Origin of the sequence: Soonwooa buanensis, from assembly GCF_900167905.1 — a bacterium.
GTDB classification, from domain to species: domain Bacteria; phylum Bacteroidota; class Bacteroidia; order Flavobacteriales; family Weeksellaceae; genus Soonwooa; species Soonwooa buanensis.
The window spans coordinates 162826-181816 of sequence record NZ_FUYZ01000001.1; the positions used below are offsets into that span (position 1 = coordinate 162826).

The 18991-nt window shown below is 34.8% G+C and carries 19 protein-coding genes; 7 read left to right on the top strand and 12 right to left on the bottom strand.

Annotated elements, in window-relative coordinates:
* Positions 1 to 348 precede the first annotated feature (348 nt).
* Together B5X62_RS00800 and atpD are read right to left on the bottom strand one after the other, a co-directional pair.
* Positions 349 to 630, bottom strand: a complete 282-nt coding sequence (locus tag B5X62_RS00800; protein WP_079665492.1) for a F0F1 ATP synthase subunit epsilon — start codon at positions 628 to 630, stop codon at positions 349 to 351.
* Positions 631 to 713: 83 nt separating this feature from the next.
* On the bottom strand, positions 714 to 2222 hold the full coding sequence (gene atpD / locus B5X62_RS00805; protein WP_079665928.1) for a F0F1 ATP synthase subunit beta: 1509 nt from the start codon (positions 2220 to 2222) through the stop codon (positions 714 to 716).
* Between the two features lie 181 nt (positions 2223 to 2403).
* Here atpD and B5X62_RS00810 point away from each other — a divergent pair, with 181 nt between their 5' ends.
* Positions 2404 to 3324 carry a bifunctional riboflavin kinase/FAD synthetase gene (locus B5X62_RS00810; protein ID WP_079665929.1) on the top strand — a complete coding sequence of 307 codons (921 nt, stop codon included), beginning with the start codon at positions 2404 to 2406 and terminating at the stop codon, positions 3322 to 3324.
* A gap of 50 nt (positions 3325 to 3374) precedes the next feature.
* Positions 3375 to 3824 (top strand): hypothetical protein, encoded by a 450-nt coding sequence (locus B5X62_RS00815; RefSeq protein WP_079665493.1) that lies wholly within the window; start codon positions 3375 to 3377, stop codon positions 3822 to 3824.
* Here B5X62_RS00815 and B5X62_RS00820 read toward each other — a convergent pair.
* The 9 genes from B5X62_RS00820 to B5X62_RS00855 form a co-directional block, all read right to left on the bottom strand.
* Positions 3821 to 4171 (bottom strand): MmcQ/YjbR family DNA-binding protein, encoded by a 351-nt coding sequence (locus B5X62_RS00820; protein WP_079665494.1) that lies wholly within the window; start codon positions 4169 to 4171, stop codon positions 3821 to 3823. The genes B5X62_RS00815 and B5X62_RS00820 overlap by 4 nt on opposite strands.
* 31 nt (positions 4172 to 4202) lie before the next feature.
* Positions 4203 to 5195: an FAD:protein FMN transferase gene (locus B5X62_RS00825; protein WP_079665930.1), complete on the bottom strand. Its 993-nt coding sequence runs from the start codon at positions 5193 to 5195 to the stop codon at positions 4203 to 4205.
* 14 nt (positions 5196 to 5209) lie between these two features.
* Positions 5210 to 7396, bottom strand: a complete 2187-nt coding sequence (locus tag B5X62_RS00830; RefSeq protein WP_079665495.1) for a PepSY domain-containing protein — start codon at positions 7394 to 7396, stop codon at positions 5210 to 5212.
* 3 nt (positions 7397 to 7399) lie between these two features.
* Entirely contained in the window at positions 7400 to 7891 is a 492-nt protein-coding gene (locus tag B5X62_RS00835) for a DUF2271 domain-containing protein (protein ID WP_079665496.1), read from the bottom strand.
* Positions 7892 to 7897: 6 nt separating this feature from the next.
* Positions 7898 to 9373: an ankyrin repeat domain-containing protein gene (locus B5X62_RS00840; RefSeq protein WP_079665497.1), complete on the bottom strand. Its 1476-nt coding sequence runs from the start codon at positions 9371 to 9373 to the stop codon at positions 7898 to 7900.
* Positions 9374 to 9616: 243 nt separating this feature from the next.
* Positions 9617 to 10411 carry an MBL fold metallo-hydrolase gene (locus B5X62_RS00845; RefSeq protein ID WP_221405191.1) on the bottom strand — a complete coding sequence of 265 codons (795 nt, stop codon included), beginning with the start codon at positions 10409 to 10411 and terminating at the stop codon, positions 9617 to 9619.
* A complete protein-coding gene (locus B5X62_RS15585) occupies positions 10357 to 10659 on the bottom strand; it encodes a hypothetical protein (RefSeq protein WP_221405192.1) in 303 nt (100 codons plus the stop codon). The genes B5X62_RS00845 and B5X62_RS15585 overlap by 55 nt, the downstream gene beginning before the upstream one ends.
* Positions 10660 to 10742: 83 nt before the next feature.
* The gene (locus tag B5X62_RS00850) at positions 10743 to 11387 is read right to left on the bottom strand and encodes an NAD-dependent epimerase/dehydratase family protein (protein ID WP_079665498.1); all 645 of its coding nucleotides are present in this window, start codon (positions 11385 to 11387) and stop codon (positions 10743 to 10745) included.
* Positions 11388 to 11422: 35 nt separating this feature from the next.
* On the bottom strand, positions 11423 to 11887 hold the full coding sequence (locus B5X62_RS00855) for an Lrp/AsnC family transcriptional regulator (RefSeq protein WP_079665499.1): 465 nt from the start codon (positions 11885 to 11887) through the stop codon (positions 11423 to 11425).
* A gap of 114 nt (positions 11888 to 12001) precedes the next feature.
* Here B5X62_RS00855 and B5X62_RS00860 point away from each other — a divergent pair, with 114 nt between their 5' ends.
* Entirely contained in the window at positions 12002 to 12916 is a 915-nt protein-coding gene (locus B5X62_RS00860; protein WP_079665500.1) for a DMT family transporter, read from the top strand.
* A 222-nt stretch (positions 12917 to 13138) separates the two neighbouring features.
* On the opposite strand, the gene B5X62_RS00865 is transcribed toward B5X62_RS00860, so the two are convergent.
* Positions 13139 to 14047, bottom strand: a complete 909-nt coding sequence (locus B5X62_RS00865; protein ID WP_245797103.1) for a M20/M25/M40 family metallo-hydrolase — start codon at positions 14045 to 14047, stop codon at positions 13139 to 13141.
* A 212-nt stretch (positions 14048 to 14259) separates the two neighbouring features.
* Between B5X62_RS00865 and mnmE the strand changes: the two genes are divergently transcribed.
* From mnmE to B5X62_RS00885, 4 genes are all read left to right on the top strand, one after another.
* Positions 14260 to 15771, top strand: coding sequence for a tRNA uridine-5-carboxymethylaminomethyl(34) synthesis GTPase MnmE (gene mnmE, locus B5X62_RS00870; protein WP_079665502.1), 1512 nt, complete (start codon positions 14260 to 14262; stop codon positions 15769 to 15771).
* A gap of 149 nt (positions 15772 to 15920) precedes the next feature.
* On the top strand, positions 15921 to 17060 hold the full coding sequence (locus B5X62_RS00875; protein WP_079665503.1) for a tyrosine-type recombinase/integrase: 1140 nt from the start codon (positions 15921 to 15923) through the stop codon (positions 17058 to 17060).
* 236 nt (positions 17061 to 17296) lie between these two features.
* Positions 17297 to 17584 carry a helix-turn-helix transcriptional regulator gene (locus tag B5X62_RS00880; RefSeq protein ID WP_079665504.1) on the top strand — a complete coding sequence of 96 codons (288 nt, stop codon included), beginning with the start codon at positions 17297 to 17299 and terminating at the stop codon, positions 17582 to 17584.
* Between the two features lie 91 nt (positions 17585 to 17675).
* Positions 17676 to 18845 carry a VapE domain-containing protein gene (locus tag B5X62_RS00885; RefSeq protein WP_079665505.1) on the top strand — a complete coding sequence of 390 codons (1170 nt, stop codon included), beginning with the start codon at positions 17676 to 17678 and terminating at the stop codon, positions 18843 to 18845.
* The last annotated feature ends 146 nt before the right edge of the window (positions 18846 to 18991 follow it).

The following is an 18991-nucleotide window of genomic DNA, read 5'->3' on the forward strand; positions in this document are numbered from 1 at the left end:
TAACAAGGGAATTGCCAAGTAGATTGAGATTTAACGCAAAGTTTTTAAAATTGAATAAAAATAAAAACGTCTAATAAATTCAGAATTCATCGAAATCGATTAGACGGGTTATGATTAAATTATTTAAAATTAGTATAAAAAAAACGACAATCTGCGTAGATTTTGGAAAAATCATGTTAAGAAATTTTAATTCTTGACTTATCAATATACTTCACTATGCTCGGTTACTCGAAGCTAGGCTTTGAAAGAAAAACCATCAATCTGCCCAAAGACTTCCATCAAAAATAATAGCAAAAAAAAGCTTCCCAATTTCTTGGAAAGCTTTTTTAATATCTTTAAAAATTATTCTTATTCTGCTAAGATAATTCCTTTATCGTTATTGAATTCTAGAACACCACTTCTAATTGCGAACGAGTATGCAGATTTCGCTTCGTTCTCCTTAGTGAAATATTTAGAATATTTTTCTGGAACACTGTCAGTGTAGATTTTAACTTGACCATTAACTAAAGCCGAAACAATAGCCGCGTGGTTTTTGAAAATCTGAAACTCACCTTGTTTACCTGGTAATAAAATTGAGTCAACTTGACCTTCAAATACTACATATTCTGGAGTTATAATTTTAATTGTCATTTTTAATTTAGATTTAAAGATTTCAGATTTCAGATTACAGACAAACTAAGTCTTGTGTCTTGTATCTGAGATCTTGTGTCTAATTATTTATTCTCAGCTAACATTTTCTCACCAGCTTCGATAGCCTCTTCGATAGAACCTTTAAGGTTGAAAGCCGCTTCTGGTAGGTGATCTAACTCACCATCGATAATCATGTTAAATCCTTTGATTGTATTTTTGATATCTACTAATACACCTGGGATACCTGTAAACTGCTCTGCAACGTGGAAAGGCTGAGATAAGAATCTTTGCACTTTTCTAGCACGGTATACTGATAGTTTATCTTCTTCAGAAAGTTCTTCCATACCAAGAATCGCGATGATATCTTGTAATGCTTTATATCTTTGTAAGATTTCTTTTACTCTTTGTGCACAGTTGTAATGCTCGTCACCAATAATTTCTGGCGCCAAGATTCTTGAAGTAGAAGCCAATGGATCTACCGCTGGGTAAATACCTAATGAAGCAATTTTTCTATCTAGTACTGTTGTTGCATCTAAGTGAGCGAAGGTTGTAGCCGGAGCCGGGTCAGTTAAGTCATCCGCAGGTACGTAAACCGCCTGTACAGATGTAATAGATCCGTTTTTAGTTGAAGTAATTCTCTCCTGCATCGCACCCATTTCAGATGCCAAAGTTGGTTGATAACCTACCGCAGATGGCATACGACCAAGAAGTGCAGACACCTCTGAACCAGCCTGTGTAAAACGGAAGATATTATCTACGAAGAACAATACATCTCTACCTTGTCCTGTTTCTCCACCATCTCTATAATATTCTGCTAATGTAAGACCAGAAAGTGCTACTCTAGCTCTTGCTCCTGGCGGCTCGTTCATCTGTCCAAATACGAAAGCAGCTTTAGAATCTTTCATTAATTCTGTATCTACTTTTGACAAATCCCATCCTCCATTTTCCATAGAATGCATGAACTCGTCACCATATTTAATAATACCAGACTCAAGCATCTCACGTACAAGGTCATTACCTTCTCTTGTTCTCTCTCCTACTCCTGCGAATACAGAAAGACCACCGTGTCCTTTAGCGATATTGTTAATTAATTCCTGAATCAATACAGTTTTACCTACACCAGCACCACCGAATAATCCAATTTTACCTCCTTTTGCATAAGGCTCGATAAGGTCGATTACTTTGATACCTGTAAATAAAACTTCTGATGAAGTTGATAATTGATCAAACTTCGGAGCTTCTCTGTGAATTGGCAATCCACCATCTTTAGAAAGATTAGAAAGACCATCGATAGCATCTCCTACTACGTTGAATACTCTACCGTTAACTGCATCACCAATTGGCATAGTGATTTGTTTTCCTGTACCTACTACATCTTGTCCTCTTTGTAGACCATCTGTTGCGTCCATCGCAATACATCTTACAGTATCTTCTCCGATGTGTTGCTCAACTTCGAGTACTAGGTTAGGTCCATCAGTTTTAACAACTTCTAGAGCGTCATATATTCTTGGTAATTCTTCAGCATCATTAAAAACCACGTCGATAACTGGTCCAATAATTTGTGAAATCTTTCCTTTAATTTGGTTTGCCATTACTAAATTTTTTCTTGCGCACAAAGATAATAAAACTTTGTATATCTGCATTGTCACAAATAAAGATTTTTATCATATTTGCAAAAAATAAGATTGACTTCTTAAAATTCTATTTTTGAAAGTCCAAAAAATTAACTTCGTCGAAGTTTTAATTAAAAGTCTTATCCAAAATTTTTTAGTTTTGAAAATCAACCAAGATTTAGATCATTATAATAGTAATACACCTCTAGCACTATCGTTAGGAATGTTCGATGGTGTGCATCGTGGGCATTTTTCTATCATCGAAAAACTTAATAAAATTGCTTCTGAAAAAAATCTAGAATCAGGAATTCTTACTTTTTGGCCGCATCCTCGCAAAGTGATCAATCCGCAAGATGAAGTGTTATTATTAAATACTTTGGATGAAAAGATTGAACTTCTAAATCAAGCAGGCATTCAAAATTTGTTTTTAAAAACTTTTGATGAAGATTTCCGAAATCTGACAGGCGAAGATTTCTGTCGAGAAATTTTAATTAAAAAACTAAACGTCAAGCACTTAATCATTGGTTACGATCATACGTTTGGTAAAAATAAAAGCGGAAATTTTGATTTATTAAAACAACTTTCCACCGAACTAGATTTTGAAGTTGAACAACTTGGGCCAGTTGATTTTCACCACCAACATATTAGTTCCACCAAAATAAGAACGGCTTTAGCAGAAGCCAACATTATAGAAGCTAACGAAATGCTTGGCTATCCTTATATGTTATCTGGAAAAGTGATTCACGGTAAAAAAATTGGTAGAACAATTGGTTATCCAACCGCAAATATTGAAGTTGCGGAAGGTAAACTTCTTCCTAAAAAAGGCGCTTACATCGTTGAAGTCTATGTTGACGGACAATTCTTTAAAGGAATGTTAAGTATCGGTACAAATCCCACTGTTAATGGTGATAAACTGAGTACCGAAGTTTACATTCTCGATTTTGATAAATATATTTACGACGAAATAATTACAGTTAAATTCCGTGATTTTTTACACGACGAAATTAAATTCGAAGGTTTAGAAAAATTAATCGAAAAGCTTGATTTGGATAAAAAACTGACGCAGGAGTTTCAGTTTTAAATTTTAATAAAGCCATTTAATTTCAAATGTTTTTATTTGTAATAAAAAACATGAAAATCAATAAAATCTTTTTTCTTTTAATTATAATTTTTGCTGGAAGTTTTTGCAAAGCGCAAGGTTTCGCCCTTAACGTCGGTTACAATTATATTGGTAAAAATGCAGGATTTGCAGGCGTCGACTACAGAATTTCTGACACGCAAAAACCCGCAATTAATGTTGGTGCAGGGACTTATTTAACTTCTGTTAATCACAAATTTGGAGTTGTTCCCGAAATTCATTTTAACCAAGTTTTAGGTAGAGATTCAGCGTTCATGTATCAAGTTTCTGTTAGTTCAAAAAACTTAAGACCGAGTCTTGGCATCAATATTCTAAATATTTTACACTTGGATTTGGGATATAGTTTTGGGTTTAATAAAAGTAAAGACTTTCAAGGTTTTGCGCTGGGACTTAATATTCTTTTGGGACAAGATGATTTTTATGATCCTTTCAAAGGTTTTTAAAGTAAAATTTCTTCGCGTACTTTTTTAGTTAAAGACGCAAATATCAAATCATAAGAATGGTCAATTAATTTTTTGATTAAATCTGACTTTAGACCGTCAACATTTACCGTATTCCAATGGACTTTGTTCATGTGATAACCTGGAACAATTTGCGAATATTCCTCACGAAGCTCAAGACTCCAATCAGGATCGGCCTTTAGGTTAACGCTTGTCGGCTGACGTTCCAAAGACATAAGCGCAAACATTTTATTTCCAACCTTAAAAACCAAAGTCTCTTTGTCAAAAGGGAAACTTTCTTCAACGCCTTTCTTTAATAAACAATAATCTCTTACTTCTTCGGAATTCATAATTTTAAATTTTCGTTTTCAAAAATCTAAATTAATAAAAAGCCCTCAATATTTTACTTCCTAATTTCCCCTCATCCGTTATCAACAAATAGTGATATTCAGGGAATTTTCGGACTAAATTCAATCCTTCTTTTTCACCCAAAACCATAATGGAAGTGCTTAGCGCATTGCAAAATTCAGATGAAGGACCATAAATTGTCACACTCGTAAGTCCCGTTGCGGGAAATCCCGTTTTTGGATTGATGATATGGGAATAACGTACACCATCGATTTCGGCGTATTTTTCATAGCTTCCAGAAGTGGCTACGGCGGAGTTTTTAAGTTTTAAAATTTTAGCAACTTTTTGACGTTTAAAAGGATTTCGAATACCGATTGCCCAAGGTTTCCCGTTCAGCTGTGTTCCCCAAGTCGCAATATCGCCAGAAGCGTTGACAATTCCTGCTTTGATGCCTTTCTTTTGCATTAATTCTCGACCTTTGTCCGCAGCATAACCCTTTCCTATCGAGCCAAAACCGATTTTCATTCCTTTATTTTTTAGGAAAATAGTTGAGTTTATGGAATCCAAAATAATATTGCGATAATCAACATTTGAAATTGATTTTTTGATAGATTCCTGACTTGGCATTTCGGTCATAGAACCATCAAAACGCCAAATTTTATCCATCGAAACTGCTGAAATATCAAATGCGCCATTCGACATTTTAGAATAATCGATAGCACGCTTTGTAAGATCAAAAACCTCTTTATCTACTTTCACTGGCTGTATTCCTGCATTTTGATTGACTTGTGAAATCTGCGTATGCGGTTGCCATTCCGAAATTAAATTTTCGATTCGAGAAATTTCTTCAATGGTTAAATCGATGTTTTTATTCGCACTTATAGAATCTTTATCAACCAACGTAATATTGAAAACCGAACCCATCAAAGTGACTTGACGTTCGACTACAACAGGTTTTTGAGCGAAAACAAAGCTGCATGAAAAAACCAAAAACAGAAACGTAAAAACGATTCTGTTGTGGCACATATTATATTTTTGATTTAATAACAATCTGTTAGAATTTGATTTTCATACGAGCTTAGCGGCTGTTGATGGTATTTTAAAGTGATTTCTTCTAAAGCTTTTTCAACGTCGCGTTGCATTTTTAACGCACCACAAATCATGATTATTCCGCCATTTTTTAATAAATCTGCGAAATAAACTTCATCATTTTTGATTAAATCCATCACATATTGCTTATTTTCTTCACGAGAAAAAGCCAAGTGTAAACTTTCTAAATGACCTTTCGATTGCTGTTCTTGACCGAATTTTTGATATTCTTTGGCTTGAGAATTATCAAATCTAAAACCAGAATACAAGCGAATATTTTTCTTGCTCGAATTTTCGTCGATCATTCCTAAAAATGGAGCGATTCCCGTTCCATTCGCAATCATTGCTACATTTTGAGCATCATTCGGTAAATGGAATTTTGCATTTTCCATGATTCGTCCATTAATTTTGGAACCGATTTTTAATTGATTCAAATATTCGGAACCTAAACCACCAGGAAATAATTTAACCAACAATTGAATGTTTTGTCCCACTTTTCCAACCGAATAAAAACGCTCTTTATTATTGTTTTCAGGATAAATCGCAAGCAAATCTCCCGATTCAAAAATTTGTTTATTGGTTGGTTTTAAAATGATTTTAAAAGTTGAATTCTCTTCCGTTGGAATTGATTTCTCAACAACTTCAAATTCTTTGAGATTTGGAATTTTAGATTCGTAAACTGTTGGCGCTGTTGCCAAAGCCAACAAACTTTTCTCGCTCCAAAGTTGCGCCCAATGCACAAATTCCTGTGTTGAACGATCGTTTACAGTACATAAATTCACCAATTCGGTTGCCCAAGATTGTTCATTTAAAATTTGATTCACCGAAACTGCAAATTCACAATAATCAGCGTAAGATTTAGATCCAAAACCAACCACCGAAAACGAAATAGGATGATCTTGAGGTGTTTTTTTAACCAAATTTTCAAAACGATTGGCATTAGTTGGCGCTTCTCCAAGTCCGTAGGTTGACGTAAAAATCACCAATTGTTGCGCATTTGGATAAGCTTCATATTGATTCATTTGAGCCAAAAAGGACTTCTTCCCTTGTCCCAACAATTGTTTATGAATATTATCGGCAAAAGTTAAGGTTGTTCCGTTCTCAGAGCCGACCAACAAAACGATTTCGGCATCTTTGCTTTTGTATTGATTTTTAATTTTAGTTCGAGTTCTGCGGAACATAATCACGAAACCTGTGTAAATAAAAAATACAATATTCAACGAAGCTAAACCTAAGATAAACGCCCAAACACGGCTTGTTTTCCCTGTATGAAGATCGAGGTTTATCTTTTCTAAAACTGCGGAATACGGATATTTGGTTTCGGAAATAATTTCGCCTGTAACTTGATTTACCGATACCGAACGATCTTTTAAATGAACGATAAACGGTTCGGCTTCATCATCGGGAACGAAAGGAAATTCGATTCGCTCAACATCGTCCAAAGTGGTATTTTTAAAGAAAGGAATATCTTTTAAATCCTTGGCTTCACCCGCTTTCGCGGTATGTTTTATTTCTTGACTTTCACCTTTAAAAAAATCCAATCGAACCATGAAAATAATGGTTCCCGTTAAGGCAACAATCAAAATCGGAATCAACAATAATCGTCCCGAAACCACATGAAAATATTGCGAGAAAAAGTCTTTCCGAATTCGTGTAAAGAAATGTTTAATCCCTTGCTGACGCTTTAAAATAAGGACAAAACCACTAATGGAAATCAAAAATAAAATGAAGGAAACCACGCCAACAATCGCTCTTCCGGTTTCTTTTAAAAACAGAGAACGGTGCAATGCAGTCGTCCAATTAATGAAGTCGCTTTTGGGTTTTATGTCACCAATTTTCTTTCCAGAATTGGGATCAATATAGGATTTTACTGGATTTCCGTTTTCGTCCAAAGCGTCGATGGTCACGAAATCGTTGTGATCCACCTTCACTTCTATCACTTCAAAATACGAGTCTCGAAGTGTGGGCAAAACCTGTCCCAGATTGAGTTCTTGAAAATTTTCTACACGGTACGCCGGAGCTTTTTCATCTATCGCATCGTACGCCAAAATAACGCCCGTAACCGACAGAATCAAAAGGAAAGCGGACGAAATAATCGCCAACGCCAAATGAGCATACCGCCAAATAGATACGGTCATTTTTTACTGAACTTTTAAAAATCGAATCGCTTTGATGTAACCGCCGCCAGTAACGCTCGCTTTATTGTCTAAAACCGCCGATGATAAAGCAACTTCCGCATCTTTTGCGTAGTATTTTTGAGTTTCAACGGCAGATTCGAAACGGATTTTGTAACCTTTATCCAATTTTGTCGTGTCAAATTCAATTAAACGTGTTGCTCTCGCACCACCAGCAACCGAAGCTCCTGTGATTCCGTTTAATTTTTGCTTTTTAACTTTTTGAAATTTGTCCCATTCTTTCAGCGTGTTGTACCACTCGTTATCGGTTCCTAAAACGCCCAAAGTCTGCTCGTACTGCCCTTTCGGATTGATTAGCGAAATCACCACATAGGCTTCTTTCCCCGAATAAGCATTCATCTGAATCATCGTTTTGTACTTCGTTGTTTGAGCGAAAACTGAATTGGACAAAACCAATGCAAACATGCTCAAAACCATAACTTTCCAGTTCTTTTTCATAATCTTTTATTTCAAAAAGTCGATTGACACTTTATTTTTTGTTAAGAATTCGTTTTCCTTAGCCAAATCGTATGCCGTTTCTTCGAATTCTGTTTTTAAATCTTTTTTAACGCCTAAATCCACCAAAGTTTTTAGCATTTTATCGTCTTTAGAAACCAAAGCCGCCTTGTGTAAAGCTGAGTTTCCATCGGCATCTTGAGCATTGACATCAACTCCTAATTCCGCTGCTTTTTTTACTAAATCGATTTCGCCTTTGTCAACCGCCAATAGCAATAACGAATTTCCGTTTTTTGGAGTCGATTTAAAATCAACACCTGCTGTTTGCAATAAAGCTTGTTTCGCCGTGAAATCCGCGATTGCTTCTGGATTTGATTTATACGAATTGAACCAATAATAGGCTAAAGAATTTCCAGCTTTATCAGTTGCTTTTGCGTTGGCTCCGTTTTTAATTAATACAGTTGCAACATCAGCAGAGCCGCTTTCAATAGCCTTCATTAAAGCAGTTTCGCCTTTTGCATTGGCTGCGTTTACGTTTTTAGATTTTTCTAAAAGTGTTTCAATAACTTTCGCATCTTTTCCTTGCGCAGCAACCATTAACGCCGTATTTCCTTCTTTGTCCGCAACACTTGCATCAACACCTTTATTTAAAAAATATTGAATAATTTCAAGATTTGGTCTTCTCATCAAAGAATTTAAAATTGTTGCTCCACCAGGATTTAAAGTCTTTGGATTCAACTTATATTTTTCTACTAAAGTTTGGAAAACGTCCAATCCATTCGCTTTTGCACGCGAACCTTGCGTCGCAAAAAACAAAGCTTGATCGGTTGGTTTTACACCTTTCGCAACTAATTGATCTAAAATTTTGAAATTCCCCAACTTCATCGCATAATCTGCAACCGTTCTTCCCGCGGCATCTTTATCTTGAAGCGACAAACCTTTAGAAACGAAATAATTCGCCAACTTCAAATCATCATCATTCGCAATGCTCATCATGATTAATGTTGAACCATCTTCATGCTTCAATTTTGGATTGGCTCCAGCTTTAATTAAAGCATCAAAAACTGCTGTATTTTGATTTCCAGCTTCGGCTGCATACTCGATCACCGACGAACCGTGGCTGTCCTTATAATGTACATCTGAACCTTTCGCCAAAAGATAATTTACCAATTCTAGATTTCCAGAAGCCGCTGCCCACTGCAAATACGTTCTAGAATGGTGTGTTTTTTTATCAATCGAATTCCCTTCTTGCTCCACCATAAATTGGATAACAGGCGTTGAAACCTTATTGTTAATCGCCATTACAACGGGATCAAAGAATCCTCCATTCTGTTGCGACGGACTATTTCCTTTTGCGATTTCTGCTTTTACAGTCTCTAAAGTTGGGTTATTCTTCCAAAAAGCACCATCTAATAAAGTGTTTTTCTGAGCTTTCCCGAAAGCAACAGCTACTAAAAAAACAGCAGCAAAAAAGATCTTTTTCATAAGGTATATGGTATGATTGATTCGTTAATTTTATTTATAATAATTATAAATAACAAAATTAAGAATAAAAATAATACCTCCAAAAGAAATATTAAAAAAGTGATAAAATGCAGGTTTAAGTATTCTGTGACAGATTATTACTTATCTATTTTAAAACTCAAACATGACAAATTTTAAAAATGACATACTCAACTCTTTGCAATCGAGAATCTATTACTATTTAAAATTTGACAAAGAAACGTTTTATTTGACTTTTTTCCACCACTGTTGAAAAGTTTGATTAGTACTGTTAAGAATCACTTTTTCACCAATTATAGGCGTCGCTAGTCGATAAGGTTTAGCTTTTGAAAATTTAGTAATTTCTTCCAGAGGTTCATCCCAAGGGTGTTTTCCTAAGGTAAATTTAGAATGGTGAACAGGAATCATATTCGTGGCGCGTAATTCGGTTGTAGCCAAAGCGACCTCCTCCGGAAGCTCATGCACCGACTGCCAAGCCTTATCGTATTGTCCACATTCCATAATTGCCCAGTCAATTTTAGGATATTTTTTAGCAATATTTTTGAAACGTTCATCATAACCACCGTCGCCACTATAATAAACATTTATCTCTGGTGATTCTATAAAAAAAGAAAGCCAAAGACTTTGTGCACTTGTGAATCCCCTACCAGACTCATGATGCGTTGATTCGGTTGAAATTTTGAAACCGTTTTTGACCTCAAAACTTTCACCCCAATCTTTTTCAATAATCTGTTCTTTCTGGTATCCCCATTTTTCATAATGGGCACCTGCACCGAGACCACAAACCACATACTTAACTTTTGATTGCAATTGACTGACTGTTTGGTAATCTAAATGATCATAATGGTCATGTGATAACAACATATAATCTATCTTTGGCATATCTTTTACCGAGTAAATGTCTGTGCCTTTATAAGCTTTTACACTATTTGGAAGGGGCGATGCATTGCCAGAAAAAACAGGATCTACAAGAATTTTGACACCATCAATTTGCAGAAAAAAGACGAATGCCCAAACCAAATCATTACATTTTCTTTGGGATGCAAAGTTTTAAGATCGGTTTTAATAGAGGGAATAATTCCTACCGGTTCCTTCATAGGAATATTTTTAAACATGGTATTCCAGATTTCTTCCAACATGGAATAGCCATCAGAAATAGTTGGTTTTTCTATTAAATTTCTGAACTTTCCGTCTTTATAGTTTGGAGACTTTTTTATCAATTCTAATCTTTTCCCTGTAGGTAGAGCGCCAAACTGAGGCTGCTTCATGTAAAAATAGATTGTAACTCCTGTAATAAAAATTAGAATTAAAAAAATATACATGACAATTTTTAAGACTTTTTTCAAATTCTTCATTTAGCTAAAAGTCGAATGTCATTAATTTCTAAAATATTTTTAACATTATCTCTCTGGACAGCATGTATCATTGCTTTTCCAACTTCTGAAAGATGCAATATTCTAGATGGAATAATATATTTTAAAATACCTACAATAATAATGTAAGATTTTTTTGCATAGCGTTGATTTTTGACAGCTAACATACCTCCTGGACGAAAATTAACTTCTCTTTTAAAACCTAATTTAGCCAAATCATTCTCAGTTTTTCCTTTAACACGCGCCCACATGACACGCCCTTTTTCAGTAGAATCTGTACTTGCCCCACTTACATAGATAAAAGTCATATTGCTATTGACCTCTAGTAAGGCTTTTGCAAAAGCTAAGGTCGTATCGTAAGTAATCTGTGTAAATTTTTCTTCCGACATCCCAACAGAGCTTATCCCTGCACAGAAAAAACAAGCATCATAACCTGAAATTTCTGCTTTAAAATTTGATAATTTTGTAAAATCAGGAACTAAAAGCTCCTTTAGTTTTGGATTAGAAATTCCGCAAGGTTTTCTAGAAATACTTAGAATTTCTGTAACATCATTACTTTTGAGACACTCCAGTAGGACACCTTCGCCAACCATACCAGTTGCACCAGTTACAATAATTTTCATCAAGTTGTTTTTAAAATACAAAATTAATCAAAATCTTATTTCGGCAACGGAATTTGTAAGCCTGTCTTTACTGTATGCATATTAACAAAGGTTTTAAATCTGCGAATATTAGAATTACTAAAAAACAATTTTCGTGTCAAAGACTCATATTCTTGCATACTTTTAACGACCATAACTAGTATAAAATCGACTTCACCTGTCACATAATAACATTGTTGGATTTGTGGAACTTTATTAAAAGTAGATTTTATTTCATCGATAAATTCAATTTTATCAGTATCTAATTCAATTTCAACAAAAAGTAAAATTTGAGAAACTACTTCTTCTGGATCTATTACAGAAATGTCAGCCAAAATCACTTTTTCCTCGCGCATTTTTTTTATACGCCGTTGTACAGCTGCGGCAGAAAGTCCGATTTTTTCACCGATATCACGTTGAGAAGTCAAATTATCTTTCTGTAAAATATCGAGTATTTCTATGTCAAATTTATCCAAATTCATAAAAAACCATCTTGAGATGAAACAAAATTGCAAAATAGCGCATAAAAATAAAGATTTTAACCTTTGTATTTCATTTATTTTTGCGTTTTAATTAAGTATTAAAGGCATTTACTAATGAAAAACGAAACTTTTAAAGGTTTTTTGTTTGCAATTATTGCAGCATCACTTTGGGGAATCTCTGGCACATTTGGACAATTTTTGTTTCAACAACGTGGCATCAATGTAGAATGGATGATCACTGTAAGAATGTTGATTTCGGGCTTTCTCTTGCTAATCTATGCAGCAAGTCAAAAAGAAAATAAGATTTTTGAAATCTGTAACAACAAAAAGGATTTCAATAGACTTTTACTTTTTTCAATAACAGGAATGTTGATGGTACAATATACCTACTTTGCAGCAATAAAACATTCCAATGCGGCTACAGCAACCATTTTGCAGTATGCTGGACCAGTACTTATCACTATTTATCTCGCTTTTAAGAATAAAAAAATCCCGCGTTTCATTGATTTTATTGCTATTTCATTTGCGGTTTTGGGTACATTTTTATTGGTAACACATGGCAAATTAGATTCGCTTAATATCTCAACAACAGCATTGTTTCTTGGCTTAGGATCAGCTGTTGCATTAGCAATCTACACGTTGCAACCCATAGCCTTGTTACAAAAATATAACTCTGCAACCGTTATTGGCTGGGGAATGCTGATCGGTGGCTTGGCATTTTCTTTCATTAAGGCGCCTTGGTCTATTGAGGGACTTTGGGATGATACAACCTATTTGTACACTGCATTTATTGTTGTATTTGGTACTTTAATTCCATTTTACTTATACCTAACAGCGGTGCAAATTATCGGAGGTCAAAAAAGCAGTCTACTCGCTTCCGCAGAGCCTTTTTCGGCAACAATTATTGCTATACTTTGGCTGAATGTATCTTTCGGAATGATAGATTGGATTGGTAGTTTACTAATTATTTCTACTATTTTCTTATTAAGCTATGAGAAGAAACCAAAACCAGAAAATGTGGAATCATAGATCTATAAGACTTCCTTTAACCTAGATTAATATTCGTTTCGCTTAAAATATTATTTTTTTGAAAATAACTTTGTAAGTTTTTAAGCCCAAAATCAAATGAAAAATTCTTTTTAGATTATTGACTTAGCTATTTTTTGTAGATATATTTCCTATTTTCTTTTCAAAAAAATTATGGTCGCAAATTTAATTTATTAAAACGCAGAACCGTATTTACAGAAGTGATTATTTCTTTTTATCCGTATTATTAAAAGGCATCTCTCCTGCTCCAAAACTGCCTTCAATAACAGCTTTTTCCAAATCTAAAATTCCTTTTAAAGAAGTAAAATCAATCTTATCTGGATCATCGGTTGGCGTATGATAGTCTGGATGCCCATTGGTATGGAAGAATAGTACAGGAACATCTTTTTCATAAAATGATGTTTGGTCAGAGCCTCCTCTTCCCTCATAATTGGTATAAAATTTTACAAAATTATCACGATCAATCTTATTAAAAATAGTTTCAAAAGCAGGCGAAGTACCGTAGCCAATAATGGAAACGCCTGTTTCTTTGTTCAGTCGGCCAATCATATCCATATTCAGCATCCACAGGACTTTTGACAAATCATAAGTTGGATTCTTAACAAAATATCTAGAACCAACCAGTCCCAACTCTTCTGCACCAAAAGCAATAAATAAAAAATTAACAGGCTCTATAATTTTATTTTGAGAATAAATGCGCGCCAATTCTAATAAGCCTGCAACACCAGAAGCATTGTCATCTGCTCCATTATGAATAATCCCATAACTATCTTTTGCTAAAGAACTCCCCTGTTTCCCTTCTCCAATATGGTCATAATGAGCCCCGATAACCACCGTTTTATCAGCGTTATTATCCAAAAAAGCAATGACATTTTTTGCTCTTCGAATACTGTCACGAACTTTTACCTTTTTAATTTTCGCTTCAAAATTTTGATAAAACCCATCTGTTCCTAAGGCTTGCAAATCATATTTTTTAAATTGTTTCTGTATATATTTTGCCGCTCTCAGATTTTCTTTACTACCCGTTCCGCGTCCTTTCATCTTGTCTGAAGCCAAATAATAGACATGCTTTTCCAAATTTTTAATTTCAATTTCTTGCGAAAAAGTAAACATACTAAAGCTTAAAAACATCATTATAAAAAACAATCTCATATACTTCTTAGATTTAAGCAAAAGTAATTAAATTCTTTCAGTGAAATTGACACCACATTTCGAAAACTTTAATAAACTTCTAAACCTTCTTTTAATAATTAAAATTTATCCACAACAAGAGATAAAGCTTTATGACCTGATATTTCAAATTTAAAAAGCCGTAAATTTGCAGCATGAATCAGGATACTATCTGTGCATTGGCAACAGCAAACGGCGTTGGTGCGATTGGAATTATTAGAGTTTCGGGCGAAAAATCTTTTGAAATTGTGAATAAAGTTTTTGAAGGGAAAAACCTTGAGAAAACAAAATCGCATACGGTGCATTATGGGTTTATTGTGGATGGGAAGACGCGAGATGTGAGACCTGAGACTGAGAGAAAAGAGGAAAGAGAAAAGAAACAAGCGTTAAGTGAGGATGCTTCGACTCCGCTCAGCATGACAGCTGACAACCGACAACTAGCAACCGATACCAAAGAAATTATTGACGAGGTGATGGTTTCGGTGTTTCATGCGCCTAAGACCTTTACGACAGAGAATTCGGTGGAGATTTCGTTTCACGGTTCGCCACATATTGGTGCTAAGATTCTCGAAGTTTTAATTAAGAACGGTGCTCGAATGGCGAAAGCGGGGGAATTTACGATGCGTGCTTTTATGAATGGACGTATTGATCTTTCGCAAGCCGAATCTATTGCCGACCTGATTGCTGCCGAAAATGAAGCTTCCCGAAAAGTAGCTTTGAACCAACTGAAAGGTGGTATCTCGCAAGAGATTTCGGTGTTGCGAGGTGATTTATTGAATTTTACTTCACTCATTGAATTGGAATTGGATTTTGCTGAGGAGGATGTGGAGTTTGCTGATAGAACTGCTTTAGTAGCCCTAATTAAGCGCATTCAAACAAAATTAAAATCATTAATCGACAGTTTCCAGTATGGGAATGCCATTAAGAACGGCACTGCTGTGGCGATTATTGGGAAACCCAACGCCGGGAAATCGACTTTACTGAATACGTTACTGAAAGAAGAGCGCGCGATTGTGAGTAATATCGCAGGAACGACGCGTGATACGATCGAAGAAATCCTTCATATTAAAGGCCATGCCTTTCGTTTGATAGATACTGCAGGATTGCGCGATACAGAAGATGAAATTGAAGCGATAGGTGTTCAAAAAGCGCGCGAAAAGGTTAGTCAGGCTGAGATTTTGGTGTATTTAGCTGCCGCTAATTCAGGCGATTTTACAGAAGATATTCGCATGATTCAGTCGTTGGTTCGAGAGGATTTGGAATTGATAATCTGCTTAACAAAGATCGATGAAGTCGTTCCAACCACCTTTGATGTTATCGAAAATCAGTTCCGTGATGCTTTGGATACACCGTTTGATTTTATTAAGATTTCGGCTATAGAGAATCGTAATATTCAGGAATTAAAGAACGAGCTTTCTTCGTACGTTGAAAACTTAAAAGCTCAAGAAGGTGGCGTGGTGATTACCAACCAAAGACATTATGAGGCTTTGCAGAAGTCGTTATATTCGGTAACACAGGTTGAAGAGGCGGTTTCGCATAACATCACCACGGAACTTTTAGCTTATGAACTTCGAAATGCTTTGGAACATCTTGGGGAGATATCTGGGGAGTTCACGAACGACGAGGTTTTGGGGAATATCTTCTCGAAATTTTGCATTGGCAAATAATTTGGGTTTCTTTTAGTTTCTTTTTTGTTCTTTTGTTTGATTATCAGTATTTTATATAATTTATTTTTTCTGATGTTAACCTTTTTTTTCTATATTTGTACCAGCGTAGTACTACATGAAATCAAAACGTAGTACATTCGTACTACATTATGAAAATCTCACTATATAAAAGAAATATACAAGGTGGTAAAGTTAGTTTGTTTGTAGAGTACTATAAAGGTTCAGAAACTTCTGCGGACGGAAAAAGAAGACATATAAGGGATTTCGAGAATCTTAAGATTTATATTTACAAGAGCCCCAAAACTGCAGAAGAAAAAAGGCATAACAAAGAAACCCTCGCATTGGCAGAAAGCATTCTAGCAATTAGACAATCGGAATATGTGCAAGGTAGATTTGATATTAAGAATAAATCTAAATCTAAAAGAACATTTTTAAATTACTTTGGTGAAATGACTGAAGAGAAAATGAAAGCAGACAGTTCCAATAATTATGGAAACTGGTTTTCTGCTTTTCAACATCTAAAAAAGTTTGTTTCTCCTAATCTAACTTTTGACGATATAGATGAAGATTTTGTAAAGCGTGTCAAAAACTATTTTGAAAATGAAGCGAAAACTAAAAGCAATTTGGATCTCTCACAAAATTCAAAATATTCCTATTTTAATAAAGTAAAAGCAGCTCTCAGAAGTGCTTTTGATGAAGGGTATATTTCCATTAATTACGGAAGCAAAGTAAAATCGTTTGATCAAGCAGAAAGTCAGCGAGAATACTTAACTTTTAGTGAAGTAGAAAGCCTTGCAAAAGCATATTGCAAATATGATGTGTTAAAAAGGGCATTTTTATTTTCATGCTTAAGTGGATTACGATGGAGTGATATCAATACATTAACTTGGTCTGAAGTGAGAGATGAAGAAGACGGTTTTAAAGTTAATTTTAGACAGGAAAAAACGGACGGTGTTGAGTATTTATATATTTCAGAACAAGCAAGAGAATTACTCGGTAAACGTGGAGAACCAAAAGAAAGAGTTTTTATTGGATTGAAGTATGGAGCAGTATTTAACCACGAAATTGTAAGATGGAGCGTTCGTGCAGGTTTAACCAAACACATCACTTTTCACAGTGCTCGTCATACCAATGCGGTTCTGTTGCTTGAAAATGGGGCGGATATTTATACCGTTTCAAAACGGTTAGGACATAGAGAAATCAGAACTACGGCAATTTATGCTAAGATTGTAGATAAGAAAAATAAAGAAGCTGCGGAACTCATTCCAAAATTGAAACTTGAAATATAGTGTAGTTTTTTGTTTGTCATTTCAATCAAAATATTGAATTTATCTTAATCCATTTGCTTCGTTTTGTACTATTTTGGTCTTAATCATCTAAACTAATCTAAATTATTCTTATTTAGACTTTTCACATTCCAAACTCATCTAATTTATTCTTTTTTAGCCCACAACCCATTGACTGTATTGTAATTATAGTTTTCTATATAGACCTTTGCTTCATAAAATTAAACAAAATATAAGCAATGGAAAACGAAATTATTTTACAAAAACTCAGTCGGATAGAAAAGCACATTTTCGGTTTAAAACCAATTCTTAATGTCGAGGAATTGTCAGATTATACTGGATTCAAAAAATCGTATATCTATAAACTCGTACACAGCAATCTTATCCCATTTTCAAAACCGAATGGTAAAGTTCTATTTTTTGAACGCCAAAAGATAGACGAATGGTTATTGTCTAATAGCGAAAAATCCACTGATGAAATCCAAGCTGAAGCAATAGAATTTGCTTTCAAAAAGAAGAAAGCATAACCCGCCAGTTATGCCCTCAATTTTTGTTTCACCTTGAAACTGATGCAAATATACTAAAATATTTGCTCGGTTTCAGTATATCCTAAACTTTATGGAGACCGAAAAACAGTTGTATCAAGTGGATACAGCTACCAATACGATATTCGATCGTATCAGAAAATACCTTGCAAAGAACTATCAACTCCGCTTCAACGAAATCGCCTTGGAATTCGAGATAAAAACAGAAAACGGCGATTGGACTGAGTTGAACTTAAACTCTCTGTACATCGAACTCACTCAGGCGGGAATCAACATCGCATTCAACAAACTTGAAATACTGATGCGAAGCCATTTGATTACGGTATTCAATCCATTTCAGAACTATTTTCAAAACCTTGAAAAATGGGATGGTGAAAACCATATCCAAAGATTGACAAGTTTTGTCAAGACCACTGATGCAGAACCTTTCCAAATCCATTTTGAAAAATGGTTGACAAGATCTGTCTTGTGTGCATTGAAAAAAGGATACATCAACAAACAATGCTTCGTGTTCTACAATACCAAGCAAAACAGTGGAAAAACAAGTTTTTTAAGATTCCTGATTCCGCCAAGTTTGGAGAAATATTACACCGAAGATATTGGTGTGGATAAAGACGGACTCATTGCGCTCTGCAAAAACTTCATCATCAATATCGATGAACTTTCGGTGATGTCCAAAACGGACGTCAATATTTTGAAGGCATTTATTTCCAAAAACACGGTAAATGCAAGATTGCCTTACGACAGAAAATCGTCATTGATGTACAGAACCTCGTCATTCTGTGGTTCTACAAACCGCTCCGATTTCTTGACCGATGAAACAGGAAGCGTGAGATGGATCATTTTTGAGGTATTGGAAATTGATTTTGGATACTCAAAGAAAATCAACATCAACCAAGTTTGGGCTCAAGCGTATCACAATGCTTTTGAAAGGAAAAATTACAATCCCGAACTCACTGCAGAAGACCTTGTCGAAAATGAAAAACGAAACGAGAAATTCAAGCAAATCACACTTGAGCAGGAAATCCTCATTTCCCATTTTGAAAAATCGGAAAACAAAAACGACTTTCTCACCGCAACGGAGATTATGCTCGCAATGAGTAATGCTTTGGGAGTGAGAATGAACAATGTGAAAATTGGGAAAGCATTAACCGCCTTAAACTTTGAAAGGATAAAGCATTCCAAAAAGCAGGTTTATGGCTATTTAATCAAAAGAAAAATTGAGGACGAAAAAAATGAATAAAAAATAATTAAAAATCCTCCTACCTAATTACCTGCTTACCAAAAATCCCTTGAAACCATTATGAATAGACATTTTTATAAGAGGTAAGAATAGATGTTTAGACTTACCTAAAGTTACCTATTAATAGAATTTAGAAATAAAAAATA